This is a genomic window from Variovorax sp. GW821-FHT10D07, assembly GCF_059415325.1.
This window is the reverse complement of record NZ_JBWKMZ010000011.1, coordinates 36,582-51,169: the sequence shown is the minus strand read 5'-3', so window position 1 is coordinate 51,169 and position 14,588 is coordinate 36,582. Positions and strand designations below refer to the sequence as shown.

10 protein-coding genes are annotated in these 14,588 nt (G+C 70.5%); all 10 read left to right on the top strand.

All coding sequences use genetic code 11. The annotated features are described in order from the left end of the window. The first annotated feature begins 3 nt into the window (after nt 1-3). The 10 genes from gspN (at nt 4) to AC07PU_RS27850 (ending at nt 14,587) form a co-directional block, all read left to right on the top strand. A complete protein-coding gene (gene gspN, locus AC07PU_RS27895; protein WP_398498723.1) occupies nt 4-804 on the top strand; it encodes a type II secretion system protein N in 801 nt (266 codons plus the stop codon). A 7-nt stretch (nt 805-811) separates the two neighbouring features. Next, entirely contained in the window at nt 812-3,145 is a 2,334-nt protein-coding gene (gene gspD, locus AC07PU_RS27890) for a type II secretion system secretin GspD (RefSeq protein ID WP_296780675.1), read from the top strand. 65 nt (nt 3,146-3,210) lie between these two features. Beyond that, the gene (locus AC07PU_RS27885; RefSeq protein WP_093355442.1) at nt 3,211-4,602 is read left to right on the top strand and encodes a GspE/PulE family protein; all 1,392 of its coding nucleotides are present in this window, start codon (nt 3,211-3,213) and stop codon (nt 4,600-4,602) included. A gap of 18 nt (nt 4,603-4,620) precedes the next feature. Then, nucleotides 4,621-5,859: a type II secretion system inner membrane protein GspF gene (gspF, locus tag AC07PU_RS27880; protein WP_093355440.1), complete on the top strand. Its 1,239-nt coding sequence runs from the start codon at nt 4,621-4,623 to the stop codon at nt 5,857-5,859. Nucleotides 5,860-5,894: 35 nt separating this feature from the next. Then, complete coding sequence (locus tag AC07PU_RS27875; RefSeq protein ID WP_495321681.1) at nt 5,895-6,479, top strand: DUF7822 domain-containing protein; 585 nt, start codon at nt 5,895-5,897, stop codon at nt 6,477-6,479. Between the two features lie 17 nt (nt 6,480-6,496). After that, on the top strand, nt 6,497-7,498 hold the full coding sequence (locus tag AC07PU_RS27870) for a 5'-nucleotidase (RefSeq protein ID WP_495321680.1): 1,002 nt from the start codon (nt 6,497-6,499) through the stop codon (nt 7,496-7,498). 247 nt (nt 7,499-7,745) lie between these two features. Further along, nucleotides 7,746-9,842, top strand: coding sequence for a LamG-like jellyroll fold domain-containing protein (locus AC07PU_RS27865; RefSeq protein ID WP_495321679.1), 2,097 nt, complete (start codon nt 7,746-7,748; stop codon nt 9,840-9,842). A gap of 52 nt (nt 9,843-9,894) precedes the next feature. After that, nucleotides 9,895-10,080 carry a hypothetical protein gene (locus AC07PU_RS27860; RefSeq protein WP_208512533.1) on the top strand — a complete coding sequence of 62 codons (186 nt, stop codon included), beginning with the start codon at nt 9,895-9,897 and terminating at the stop codon, nt 10,078-10,080. 47 nt (nt 10,081-10,127) lie between these two features. Next, nucleotides 10,128-12,320, top strand: a complete 2,193-nt coding sequence (locus AC07PU_RS27855) for a phosphocholine-specific phospholipase C (RefSeq protein WP_495321678.1) — start codon at nt 10,128-10,130, stop codon at nt 12,318-12,320. Nucleotides 12,321-12,334: 14 nt separating this feature from the next. Further along, nucleotides 12,335-14,587 (top strand): phosphocholine-specific phospholipase C, encoded by a 2,253-nt coding sequence (locus tag AC07PU_RS27850; protein ID WP_495321677.1) that lies wholly within the window; start codon nt 12,335-12,337, stop codon nt 14,585-14,587. The last annotated feature ends 1 nt before the right edge of the window (nt 14,588 follow it).

Genomic DNA, 14,588 nt, shown 5'->3' with positions numbered 1-14,588 from the left:
GCCATGGTGACGCGCGCCCCGCTGTCTTCCCCCAAGCCGCGCCGCGGCTGGCGCTGGGCGGTGCTCGGCATCGTCGTCGGCGCGCTGGTCGCGCTGGTGCTGTTCGCGCCCGCGCGCTGGCTCGCGGCCGGCCTTTCGAGCTGGAGCGACGGCCGCCTGCTGCTGGTCAATCCGCGCGGCACGGTCTGGAACGGCGCCGCGGCCGTGGTGTTCGCGAGCGGCGCGGGCGGCGGCGAAGCCGTCTCGCTGCCCGGCACGCTCAACTGGCGCCTGCGCCCGAGCTGGGGCGGCGTGTCGGCCTCGCTCGACCTGCCCTGCTGCGCCGCCCAGCCGCTCGAGCTGCGCGCCGGCCCGCGCGCCGGTGGCGTGCAGATCGACTGGGGCGATGGCCGCTCGCGCTGGCCCGCCACCATGCTCAGCGGCCTCGGCGCGCCCTGGAACACGCTCAAGCTCGAAGGCACCCTCGACCTCTCGACGCGCGCCTTCTCGCTGCGCACCGACGGCCCGGTGCTGCGCATCGCGGGTCAGGCCACGCTCGACGCCACCGACGTTTCATCCAGCCTCTCGACCCTGCGGCCGATGGGCAGCTACCGCCTCGCGCTCGAGGGTGGCAACCGCCCCTCGCTGCTGCTGAGCACGCGCCAGGGCAGCCTCGAGCTCAACGGCAGCGGCAGCTGGAACGGCACCGCATTCCGCTTCAACGGCGAGGCCAGTGCCGCGCCGGGCAGCGAAGACGCTCTCTCCAACTTGTTGAACATCATCGGGCGGCGCGACAACGCGCGCTCGATCATCACCCTGGGTTGACCTGACCATGACGACGCCCCTGTCCTCCTTCCCCCGCGCTTCCCGTGGCCTGGTCGCGCATGCGGTCCGGCTGCTGATCGCCGCCACCTTCCTGCAGGCCGCGCCGCTCGCGCTCGTGCCCGCCTTCGCGCAGGGCGAAGCGCCGCGCCGCGGCGAGCCGATCACGCTGAACTTCGCCAACGCCGACATCGAGGCCGTGGCGCGCACCATGGCGGTGGTCACGGGACGCGACGTGGTGGTCGATCCGCGCGTGAAGGGCACGATGAACCTCGTGACCGACCGCGCGATCCCGCCCTCGGCCGCCTTCAACCAGTTCGCCTCCGCGCTGCGGCTGCAGGGCTTCGCGGTGGTCGAGGCCGACGGCCTCTACAAGATCGTGCCCGAGGCCGACGCCAAGCTGCAGACCAGCACCGTCACCACCACCACGGGCGGCACCGCCTCGGTCGCGGGCAACCAGATCATCACGCAGATCTTCCGCCTCAACTACGAGTCGCCGAACAATCTGCTGCCGGTGCTGCGCCCGCTGATCCCGCCGAACAACACCATCAACGTGAACCCGGGCAACAACTCGCTCGTGATCACTGACTACGCCGAGAACATGCGCCGCCTTTCGCGCATCATCGCGGCGCTCGACGTGCCCAACGCCTCCGACATCGACGTGATCCCGCTCAAGCACTCGATCGCCACCGACATGGTGCCGCTGATCCAGCGCCTGGTCGACGGCGGCGGCGCCACCGGCCAGCCCGGCGCGGCCGCGGCCGGCGGCGGCACCGATGCCTCGTTCCGCACCACGCTGATGGCCGATCCGCGCAGCAACGCGCTGATCCTGCGCGCGGCCAATCCGGCGCGCGCGGCGCTGGTGCGCACGCTGGTCGACAAGCTCGACCGCCCCGCCATCGACAGCAGCAATGGCGCGGCCGGCAACATCTACGTGGTCTACCTGAAGAACGCCGACGCGGTGCGGCTCGCGGCCACGCTGCGCGCGGCCATGGCGGCGGCGCAGACCAACAACCAGGGCCAGCCCGGCGCGGCCGGCGGTGCCGCCGGCGCGGCCGCGGCGCAGTCGCAACCCAACCTGTCGGCGGCGATGCCGGTCAATTTCGGCAATAGCAACTCGCAGGGCGGCAGTTCCCCGCAGGCGAGCGCGCCGCTGAACAACGCCAACCAGCCCTCCACCGGCGGCCAGATCCAGGCCGACCCGTCGACCAACTCGCTGATCATCACGGCGCCCGAGCCGCAGTACCGCCAGATGCGCGCCGTGATCGACAAGCTCGACGGCCGCCGTGCCCAGGTCATGATCGAGGCGCTGGTCGTCGAAGTGAACGCGACCAAGGCCGCGCAGTTCGGCGTGCAATGGCAGAGCGCGCTCGGCAACAACGCGGTGCTCGGCACCAACTCGAGCCTGACCGGCACCAACCTGCTGGCGCTCACGACGGCGATCGCCACGCGCAACCCGCAGGGCATCTCGCTGCCGCAGGGCTTCAACATCGGCATCGGCGGCAAGATCGGCGGCCACTACGTGCTGGGCGCCATCGCCAACTTCTTCGCCAGCGACAACGACACCAACGTGCTGTCCACGCCGAACCTGCTGACGCTGGACAACGAGGAAGCCAAGATCGTGATCGGCCAGAACGTGCCCTTCCCGACCGGTTCCTACTCGAACCCCACCACCGGCGGCCTCAACCCCTTCACCACCGTCGAACGCAAGGACGTCGGCCTCACGCTGCGCGTGCGCCCGACCATCAACGAGAACGGCACGGTGAAGATGACGATCTTCCAGGAGATCTCGACCGTGCTGCCCGGCAGCCAGACCGACCCGAACGGCCCCACCACCAACAAGCGCTCGCTCGAATCGAGCGTGCTGGTGGAAGACGGCGGCCTCGTCATGCTGGGCGGCCTGCTGTCCGACAACTACGGCAACAAGATCGAGAAGGTGCCGCTGGCCGGCGACATCCCGGTCGTGGGCAACCTGTTCAAGAACGAGACCCGCTCGCGCGAGAAGAACAACCTGATGATGTTCCTGCGCCCGGTCGTGATGCGCGACGCCGCCTCCACCGAGGCCTTCGCCTTCGATCGTTACGACCAGATCCGCGCGCTGCAGGTCCAGGCCCAGCCCGATACCGGCAACCCGATGCTCAACAAGGTCGATGCCGCGCCGATCCTGCCCGACACGCCGCTGACGCGCGCGCCGCGCGCTCCCTCGGGCAGCCTGCGCGAGGAAGGCACGCAGCTCATCCCGCCGCCGATCCCCGCGCCCGACAACCGCAAGCTGCCGGCCAGCCCGTTGCGCGGCGCCCTGCCGCCCACCGCCGACCCGGCCACCCAGCGCGAAATGCCCTGAGGCCCGAAGGCCGCACGCCCGCCCCGCTCGAAACCCGCACCGACCACGCCCCGCCGACCCGCCCCATGCGCTATCCCCTGCCCTACGCCTTCGCCCGCAGCCAGCAACTGCTGCTCGAGGAAGCCGACGACGGCCGCTACACGCTGTGGATGTCGAGCCACCCCGCGCGCAGCGCCGTCGGCGAGGTCGCGCGCAAGTACGGCGTGCGTTCCTTCGAGGTGCTGGCCGACGGCCCGCTCGCGCAGCGCATCAGCGCCGCCTACGCGCAGGGCGAATCGAGCGCCGCCGCGGTGGTCAGCGAGGTGCAGAGCGATGCCGACCTCTCGCGCATGATGCAGGAGCTGCCGGCGGTCGAGGACCTCTTGGAGAGCGCGGGCGACGCGCCCATCATCCGCATGCTCAACGCGCTGCTCACGCAGGCCGCGCGCGACGGCGCCAGCGACATCCACATCGAGCCCTACGAGCGCACGTCGTCGGTGCGCTTTCGCATCGACGGCACGCTGCGCGAGGTGGTGCAGCCCAACCGCGCGCTGCATGCCGCGCTGATCTCGCGCCTGAAGATCATGGCCGACCTCGACATCTCCGAGAAGCGGCTGCCGCAGGACGGACGCATCTCGCTGCGCATCGGCACGCGCGCGGTCGACGTGCGGGTGTCGACCTTGCCGAGCGCGCACGGCGAACGCGCCGTGCTGCGGCTGCTCGACAAGAGCGAGTCGAAGCTCACGCTCGAATCGGTGGGCATGCTGGGCGACACGCTGGAGCGCTTCGAGAAGCTGATCACGCAGCCGCACGGCATCATCCTCGTGACCGGTCCCACCGGCTCGGGCAAGACCACCACGCTGTATGCCGCGCTGGCCCGGCTCGACGCGAGCCGCAGCAACATCATGACGGTGGAAGACCCGATCGAGTACGAGCTGCCGGGCGTGGGCCAGACCCAGATCAACGCCAAGATCGAACTCACCTTCGCCAAGGCCCTGCGCGCCATCCTGCGGCAGGACCCGGACGTGATCATGATCGGCGAAATCCGCGACTTCGAGACCGCGCAGATCGCGATCCAGGCCTCGCTCACCGGCCACCTGGTGCTGGCCACGCTGCACACCAACGACTCGGTCAGCGCGGTCACGCGTCTCACCGACATGGGCGTCGAGCCCTTCCTGCTGAGCTCCTCGCTGCTGGGCGTGCTGGCGCAGCGGCTGGTGCGCAAGGTCTGCACCAGCTGCGGCGGGGCCGGCTGCGAGGCCTGCGGCCAGACCGGCTACCAGGGCCGCACCGGCATCTTCGAGCTGCTGGTGGCCGACGAGACCATCCAGGGCCTGATCCACAGCAAGGCGGCCGAGAGCGAACTGCTCAAGGCCGGCGCGCGCGGCGGCCTGCGCCTGATGCGCGAGGACGGCGAGCGGCTGGTGCAGGCCGGCATCACCTCGCGCGCCGAGCTGCTGCGCGTCACGCGCGACTAGCGCAGCACCGGTTCCGCCATGCCCGCCTATTCCTTCGAAGCCATCGATGCCGCCGGCCAGTCGCGCGAAGGCGTGCTGGAGGCCGACACCGCGCGCAGCGCGCGCAGCATGCTGCGCGCCCAGGCGCTGATCCCGCTGTCGGTCAAGCCGGTCGGCAGCGACCACGTCAACGGCACCGGCCAGCGCAGCGGCCTGTCGCGCTGGCTCGGCGGCGGCAAGCGGGTCTTCAATTCCACCGGTCTCGCGGTCTGGACGCGCCAGCTCGCGGGCCTGGTGTCCTCGGGCCTGCCGCTCGAGCGCGCCCTCACGGCGCTGACCGACGAGGCCGAATCGGAACAGCAACGCAACCTCGTGGCCTCGCTGCGCGCCGAGGTCAACGCCGGCTCGCCGTTCGCGCGCGCGCTGTCGGCGCACTCGCGCGAGTTCTCGCCGATCTACACCGCCGTGATCGGCGCCGGCGAGCAGAGCGGCAACCTCGGCCTGGTGCTCGACCGTCTGGCCGACGACCTCGAGGAACGCCAGGCGCTGCAGCAGAAGCTGGTCGGCGCGGCGCTCTATCCGGCCATCGTCACGCTGGTGGCGATCGTGATCGTGATCTTCCTCGTGAGCTACGTGGTGCCGCAGGTGGCCCAGGTGTTCGCGGGCACCAAGCGCTCGCTGCCCTTCCTCACCACCGTGATGCTGGGCCTCAGCGCCGCCGTGCGCAACTACGGCTGGTGGATGCTCGGCATCGTGCTGCTGTCCGCCGTCGGCGCGCGGCTGGCGCTGGCGCAGGAAGCCTTCCGCCTCAAGTTCGACGCCGCCTGGCTCAAGCTGCCGCTGGTGGGCAAGCTCGCGCGCGGCTACAACGCGGCGCGCTTCGCGAGCACGCTCGCCATGCTGGCCACCGCCGGCGTGCCGATCCTGCGCGCGCTGCAGGCGGCCGCCGAGACCCTGAGCAACCGCGCCATGCGCGCCGACGCGCTCGATGCGCTGGTGCTGGTGCGCGAGGGCGCGCCGCTGGCCTCGGCGCTGGCGCAGAAGAAGCGCTTTCCGGGCCTGGTGTCGATGTTCGCGCGGCTCGGCGAACAGACCGGCACGCTGCCGCTGATGCTGCAGCGCGCCTCCAACCAGCTCGGCGCCGAAGTGCAGCGCCGCGCCATGCACCTGGCGACCATCCTCGAGCCGCTGCTGATCGTGGCGATGGGTGGCGTGGTGATGCTGATCGTGCTGGCCGTGATGCTGCCGATCATCCAGCTCAACCAGTTCGTGAAGTAGCGCCCGCGGTTCGGCCGCGGGCAAGGAACACGCCGATGGCCAATCGAAGCTACCTCTACGCCAGCGCCGCCCTGCCGGACGCGGGCGCCCGCCCGTCCGCGCTGCGCGGCATCTCCGAATACGCGTACGACGTGCCGCTGGTGTTCCGCCTGCTGGTGTCGTGCGAGACCCGGCCCTGCCGTTCGGCGATCTGGAACGAGCCCGAGCCGCTCGCGCTGGCCGGGCGTTGCGGCCCGGGCATCGCGCGCCTGACCGCCTTCCTCGCGCGCATCGACCATCCCGCGATCTCGCCGATGCGCGAGGACGCGCTGCGCTTCCTGGCCGAACACACGCGGCCCGACGAGTGGTTCGTGCTCGAGCCGGCCGAGGTGCTGAGCATGGGCGACGCACCCGTGGCCGGCGAGGTCGAGAAGCTGCGCCAGGGCCTGGCCGATCTCGATGCCGAGATCGAGCGCACGCTCGCCGCGCTCGCGCCGCGCCCCAGGACCTTCTGGCAGCGCCTGCTGCCGCCCGCGCAGCAGGTGGTCGAGGCACCGATCCGCGAGCTCGGCCTGGGCCACTGGTCGGATACGCTCTACTTCTCGTTCGATGCGGCCGACGATGGCCGCGACGACTCCTGACCGCACAACCGCACGCCATGCCCGTCACCCTCGAAGACAAGCTCGTGGTCGCGATCTCCTCGCGCGCCCTGTTCAACCTCGAAGAAGAGAACAAGATCTTCGAGTCGGGCGACGACACCGGCTACATGAAGCTGCAGCTCGACCGGCTCGACGTGCCGGCCGCGCCCGGCATCGCCTATTCGCTGATCCGCAAGCTGCTGCGCTTCAACGACGACGGCGTGCAGCGCGTCGAGGTCGTGATCCTCTCGCGCAACGACCCGGTCTCGGGCATGCGCATCTTCCGCTCCAGCGCCGCGGCCGACATCAAGCTGCAGCGCGGCGTGTTCACCCAGGGCCGCCCACCCTTCGGCTATTTGCGCGCGCTGCGCGCGCACCTGTTCCTGTCGGTCAATGCGCAGGACGTGCGCGAGGCGCTGGGCGCGGGCTTTCCGGCCGCGCGCGTGCTGGTCGAATCGGTGAAGGCCGGCGATGCCTGGCCCAACGAGGTGCGCATCGCCTTCGACGGCGACGCCGTGCTGTTCAGCGACGAGGCCGAGCGCGTGTTCCAGGCCGAGGGCCTCGATGCCTTCCAGGCGCACGAGGCGAGCAAGGTCGACCTGCCGCTGCCCGGCGGCCCGTTCAAGCCGCTGCTGGCCGCGCTGCACCGGCTGCAGATGGCGGGCAATGCGCAGATGCGTATCCGCACCGCGCTGGTCACGGCGCGCAGCGCACCCGCGCACGAGCGCGCCATCCGCACGCTGATGAACTGGAACATCCGCGTCGACGAGGCCATGTTCCTCGGCGGCCTGCCCAAGGGCGAGTTCCTGCGCGAGTTCGAGCCCGACTTCTTCTTCGACGACCAGACCGGCCATGTCGATGCGGCGGCACGGCATGTGCCGGCGGGGCATGTGTCGAGCGGGATCAGCAACGAGCCGGCGCAAGAAGCGGTGAAGGCGGCGCCGAAGACCGCGAAGGCGCCAGCGAAGCAACGCGCGGCGAAGCCCGCGAAGCCGCGCTCGCCGAAGCCGCGCTCGCGATAGGCACGAGCGCCGCCTCGACACGCGGCGCCGGGCCGAGCGCATCGGCCACCTCCGACTTCATTCTTTCGCAGTAACGGGCGGCGCGTTGTCACGCGCATGCCTTCGCTTTGTCATGCGCAGTTCACTGCTGCGTCACGGGTTCTCCCTAATCTTCGCGGCGTCCGCACACGTGCCCTTCGGGCACTTTTTTTTGCCTCGGGCCGACTGTCACCGGCCCCTTGCTCCCTCTCCATTCCATGGTTCCACGATGCGTCCGAAACTTCATCCGCTTTCCGTTTCCCGATCCCGTGCCACGGCCCGCTGGCTGCTGCCGCTGGCAGCGGCCACGGCACTCGCCGCATGCGGCGGCGGTGGCGGTGGAGGCGTGGTGTTCCCGCCGGTCGCTCCGCCGGCCGGCGACGGCGGCGGCACCAACCCGCCCACCACCAACCAGGCCAAGAGCGGTCCCAAGGCCCTGGTGGTGCAGGTCGACGGCCTCACCCACGCCGCGCTGCGCGATGCGATGGCGCAGAACAAGGTGCCCGCGCTGCAGGGCCTGAAGCTCGCGCCGGCCTGGACCGGCGGCGCCAATGGCGCGCTCACCGAGCAGCGCACCACCGCGAGCCCCGGCTGGGCCACGCTCGTGACCGGCACCTGGGCGCAGCGCCACTCGGTGCAGTGGGACACGGCCGACCAGCGCATCGACGCCAAGCTCGCGCCCTCGGTGTTCGCGCTCGCGAAGCAGAAGAAGGACGCCGGCTACCTCACCGCCTCGGTGACGGCCGGCGCCAACTACCGGTCGCTGCTCGCGAACGAGAGCGGCACGCTCGATGCCACCGTCGACTGCGCGGGCGCCGACGCCTGCGTGACCGAACGCACCGGGCAGCTCATCGACCAGGGCTACGACCTGCTGGTGGCGCAGTACGGCGCGCCCGCCGCCGCGGCGCCCTCCGGCCTGCGCGGCGAGGCCTACCAGCGCGCCGTGTCCGACACCGCCGCCGCGGTCGGCCAGCTGCTCGCGCGCATCGCGCGGCGCAGCGCCAACGATGCGAAGGAGGATTGGCTCGTGGTGCTCACCACCCCGAACGGCCTCGATGCCTTCGGCAACGCGACCGGCACGCAGAGCGCGCAGACCAAGACGATCTTCGTCGCGAGCAACAAGACGCTGGCCGCGCTGCCCGCCACCGGCGAGGCCGCGCCCACCGACGTCGCCACGCTGACGAAGCTGGCCGCCGCGACCGACATCGCACCGACCGTGCTGCGCCACCTCGGCGCGCTGCCCGCGGCCGAGGCCTACCGCTTCAACGGCCAGCCGCTGCAGGCCGCCACCGCATTGCGCGGCCTGCTGGCGAAGACCGGCGCCGACAAGACCAGCGTCGATCTCTCGTGGACGCTCGCGGGCAACGCGAACGTGCCGGTGAAGGTGCTGCGCGACGGCAAGCTGGTCGCCACGCTCGCGGCCGGTGCCACCGCCTACAACGACCCCGTGGAAGCAGCCAGCGACGGCATCCTGGCCTTCGACTACACCGTGGTCGCGGGCGATGCGAGCCTCGCGCTGCCGGCGCGCGTCACCTACGTGAAGCCCGCCACGCTCGCGCCCACGCTGCGCAACGGCCTGGTCAACTACTACCCGCTCGACGCGCTGCCGCCCGCCGACCGCAAGAGCGCCTCCACGCTCGCGCCCTGGGCCGCCGGCGCCGACGGCGGCAGCCTGACGGACGACGGCTTCAAGGCCCCGTACAAGGCCAAGGCCTTGCGCGTGGACAGCAGCGTGAAGACCGCCGAGGGCACCGCCGGCTACCGCCTGCTGCAGACCACCGACGTGGCGACCGCGCCCTCGGTCACGGCCTACACCATCGGCTTCTGGCTGCGCACCGACGCGACCTGCAGCGTGGGTGCGGGCGACGGCGCCTCGGTGATCGCCAACAAGAACTACGACAGCGGCAGCAACGCCGGCCTCGCGATCGGTCTGTTCGATGGCTGCGAGCTGCGCTTCAACGTCGGCAAGGGCGGCGACCGCGCCGACAGCAACGGCTACCGCCTGAGCGCCGGCCAGTGGGCCTACGTGGCGGTCGTGATCGACAAGGCCAACCTCAAGATGACCGGCTTCCTGTTCGACGCCGCGCGCGCGCTGCAGACCGGCAGCGCCGACATGACCGCCGACATCGTGGCCCAGCTCGGCGGCCTGAAGAACGGCCTGAGCCTCAACGAGGACGGCACCGGCCAGTACTACAAGCGCTGGACCAGCTCGCCGCGCGGCCCGCTCGACTTCAACGAGTTCGCGATCTGGAACCGCGCGCTCACGGCCGACGAGCTCACGAGCATCTTCAAGTCGGGCCAGCCGCTGTCCACGCTCGAGCCCTGAGCCCCATCGCACCCCTTCCCCCACACACAACGACCCGAGAGAGAGGATCACCATGCAAGCCCCACGTTCCCTTCACCTGCTTCGCTTCGCGCCCGCCCTTCTGTTGGCCTGCCTGCTGTCCGCCTGCGGCGGCGGCGACGGCGGCGGCGGCTTCATCGGCCTGCCCGGCGCCGGCAACCCCGGCGGCGGCACGAACCCGCCGGCCGCCACCGAGCCGGTGAAGCGCTGCGCGCCCTGAGCGTCCGCTCCTTTGCGCACCGAAAGAATGCCCAGGACGCCACCACGATGACCGCCAACTCACGCCGCAAATTCCTCACCGGCACCGCCACCACCGGCGCCGCCGCGCTCGCGCTCTCGGCCTTCCCGCCGAGCATCCGCCGCGCCCTCGCGATCCCCGCCAACAACAAGACCGGAACCCTCCAGGACGTCGAGCACATCGTGATCCTGATGCAGGAGAACCGCTCGTTCGACCACTACTTCGGCACCCTGATGGGCGTGCGCGGTTTCGGCGACCGCTTCACCATCCCGCTGCCCAAGGGCATGAACGTCTGGCAGCAGAGCGACGCTAGCGGCACGGCCATCCTGCCCTACCACCTCGACAGCACCAAGGGCAACGCCCAGCGCGTGAGCGGCACGCCGCATTCGTGGAGCGACGGCCAGAACGCCTGGGACGGCGGGCGCACCTACCAGTGGGCGCGCTACAAGACCAACGCGGCGATGGGCTACTTCAAGGAAGCCGAGGTGCCCTACCAGTTCGCGCTCGCCAACGCCTTCACGCTGTGCGACGAGTACCACTGCAGCATGCACACCGGCACCAACTCGAACCGCATGTTCCACTGGACCGGCACCAACGGCCCGACCGGCGCGGGCGTGGCCACGGTCAACAACGAGTGGGACTCGATCGACAGCTCGGCCAAGGGCTATGAGTGGAAGACCTATCCCGAGCGCCTACAGGAGGCCAAGGTCAGCTGGATCGTCTACCAGAACATGCCGGAGAACTTCGGCGACAACCCGCTCGCGGGCTTCAAGCAGTACCGCCTGGCCAACGAGGCCTCGGGCAAGCCGGTCAGCAACGACGGCCCCTCGCCGGTCTACGACCCGGCGAGCGACGACGCGCGCAACCCGCTCTACAAGGGCATCGCCAACACCATGGGTGACGGCGGCTTCCTCGAGCAGTTCCGCCAGGACATCAAGAACGGCAAGCTGCCGCAGGTGTCGTGGATCGTCGCGCCGGCCACCTACTCCGAGCATCCCGGACCGTCGAGCCCGGTGCAGGGCGGCTGGTACATCCAGGAAACGCTCGATGCGCTGACCGCCGTGCCCGAGGTGTGGAGCAAGACCGTGCTGCTCATCAACTTCGACGAGAACGACGGCTACTTCGACCACTACCCTTCGCCCGCCGCGCCCTCGATCAATCCCGACGGCACGCCCGCGGGCAAGACCACGCTGCCGCTCGACGCGCTCAAGCCCGAGTACTTCAACCATCCGAAGCCACCGGGCACCACCGGCCAGCCCGCGCCCGACGGCCGCGTCTACGGCCCCGGCGTGCGCGTGCCGATGTACGTGGTGTCGCCCTGGAGCCGCGGCGGCTGGGTCAATTCGCAGGCCTTCGACCACACTTCGGTGCTGCGCTTCATCGAGGCGCGCTTCGGCGTGAAGGAGACCAACATCAGCGCCTTCCGGCGCGCGGTGTGCGGCGACCTCACGAGCGCCTTCAACTTCGCGAACCCGAACAACGAGACGCTGCCCACGCTCGCGGGCCGCACCACGCGCAACGCGGCCACTCAGTTGCGTAACGACCAGGAGAAGCTGCCCCAGGTGCCGCTGCCGCTCGACCCGCAGCTGCCACGCCAGGCCACCGGCACGCGGCCCTCGCGCGCCCTGCCCTACGAGCTGCACACCAGCGCGCGCAGCGATGCGATCGGCGGCAGCGTGCGGCTGATCTTCGCCAACACCGGCAAGGCGGCCGCCGTGTTCCACGTCTACGACCGGCTGCACCTCGACCGCCTGCCGCGCCGCTTCATGGTGGAGCCGGGCAAGACGCTCGACGACGCCTGGAACGCGGTCAGCGACGACAGCGGGTTCTACGACCTCTGGGTGCTCGGGCCGAACGGCTACCACCGCCACTTCAAGGGCGACCTGAGCCGGCTGCGCGCCGGCGGCACCGCCATCCCCGAGGTGCGCGTGTGCTACGACATCGCCAACGGCAACGTCTACCTCGAGATGCTCAACGCCGGCCAGGCCGCCGCGAAATTCACGGTGCGTGCCAAGGCCTACCGCGACGACGGCCCGTGGAGCGCGACCGTCGCGGGCGGCGCCAAGGCCGAGCTGCATTGGGATCTCTCGTCGAGCGGCGCCTGGTACGACTTCGTCGTGAGCTGCGATGCCGACGCGAGCTGGCAGCGCCGCTTCGCGGGCCGCGTGGAGACCGGCAAGCATTCGGTCAGCGATCCGGCCATGGGCCTGGGCGATCTGTGAAGGAGGCACGCACCATGACCGACAACGCACGCCGCAAGTTCCTCACCGGCAGCGCCACCACCGGCGCCGCCGCGCTCGCGCTCTCGGCCTTCCCGCCGAGCATCCGCCGCGCCCTCGCGATCCCCGCCAACAACAAGACCGGCACCATCCAGGACGTCGAGCACGTCGTCATCCTGATGCAGGAGAACCGATCGTTCGACCACTACTTCGGCACGCTCGCCGGCGTGCGTGGCTTCGGCGACCGCTTCACCATCCCGCTGCCCAAGGGCATGAACGTCTGGCAGCAGAGCGATGCCAGCGGCAAGGCCATCCTGCCCTACCACCTCGACAGCTCGAAGGGCAATGCGCAGCGCGACGGCGGCACGCCGCACGACTGGGCCGACAGCCAGAACGCCTGGGACGGCGGGCGCATGTACCAGTGGGCGCGCTACAAGACCAGCAAGGCCATGGGCTATCACAAGGCGACGGAGATCCCGTTCCAGTTCGCGCTGGCCAATGCCTTCACGATCTGCGATGCCTACCACTGCGCGATGCACACCGGCACCGACGCCAACCGCTCCTTCCACCTGACGGGCACCAACGGTCCGACCGCGACCAACACCGCCTTCGTTCGCAACGAATGGGACTGGATCGACGGCCGGCCCGGCTCGCTGGGCGTGGGCTACACCTGGAAGACCTACGCGGAGCGCCTGGAAGATGCAGGCGTGCGCTGGATCAGCTACCAGAACATGCCCGACGAATGGGGCGACAACATGCTCGGCGCGTTCCGCCAGTTCCGCAAGGCCAACATCGACTCGGGCTACCCGGTCTCCAGCGGCGGCGAGCCCAACAAGCCCTATGCCGACACCGGCCAGGCACTGCCCTACAAGGCCTACGATCGCGCCACCGACGATGCGAAGAGCCCGCTCTACAAGGGCGTGGCCAACACGCTGCCCGGCACGAAGCCCGAGGACTACCTCGACGCGTTCAAGCGCGACATCCGCGAAGGCAAGCTGCCGCAGGTCTGCTGGATGAACGCGCCGTCGATCTACTGCGAGCATCCCGGTCCCTCGAGCCCGATCCAGGGCGCCTGGTTCCTGCAGGAGGTGCTGGACGCGCTCACTGCCGTGCCCGAGGTGTGGAGCAAGACCGTGCTGCTGATCAACTTCGACGAGAACGACGGCTACTTCGACCACCTGCCCTCGCCCTCGGCGCCTTCGCCCAACGGCGACGGCAGCTACGCGGGCAAGACCACGCTGTCGGACTCGGCGATGGGTCCCGAGTACTTCACGCATGCCGCGCCGCTGGGCAGCGGCGGCCAGCCCAAGGCCGACGGCCGCGTCTACGGCCCGGGCCCGCGCGTGCCGCTGTACGTGATCTCGCCGTGGAGCCGCGGCGGCTGGGTCAGCTCGCAGGCCTTCGACCACACCTCGGTGCTGCGCTTCCTCGAAACCCGCTTCGGCGTGCAGGAGCCCAACATCAGCGCCTTCCGGCGCGCGGTGTGCGGCGACCTCACGAGCGCCTTCAACTTCGCGAACCCCAACGGCGAGGCACTGCCCACGCTGACCGGCCGCGCCACCCGTGCCGAGGTCGACCAGATCCGGCGCAACCAGGAGGCGCTGTCGCAGGTGCCGCTGCCGCTCGATCCGCAGCTGCCGCGCCAGACCACCGGCACGCGGCCTTCGCGTGCCCTGCCCTACGAGCTGCACACCAGCGCGCGCACGGCACCGCTCGACGGCACGGTGCAGCTGCTGTTCGCGAACACCGGCAAGGCGGCCGCGGTGTTCCACGTCTACGACAAGCTCAACCTCGCGCGCCTGCCGCGCCGCTACATGGTCGAGGCCGGCAAGACGCTCGACGACACCTGGATGGCGGGACGCGACAACAGCGGCTTCTACGACCTGTGGGTGCTCGGCCCGAACGGCTACCACCGCCACTTCAAGGGCGACCTCGGCAGCCTGCGCGCGAGCGACGCGGCCGCCCCCGAAGTCCGCGTGTGCTACGACATCGCCAACGGCAACGTCTACCTCGAGCTGCTCAACGGCGGCAAGAAGGCCACGAAGTTCACGGTGCGTGCCAAGGCCTACCGCGACGACGGCCCCTGGACCGCGACCGTGCAGCCCGGCGCCAAGGCCGAGCTGCATTGGGATCTTTCGTCGAGCGGCGCCTGGTACGACTTCGCCGTGAGCTGCGATGCCGATCCGATCTTCGCGCGCCGCTTCGCGGGCCGCGTCGAGACCGGCAAGCACTCGGTCAGCGATCCCGCGATGGGCATGGCCGACCTCTGAG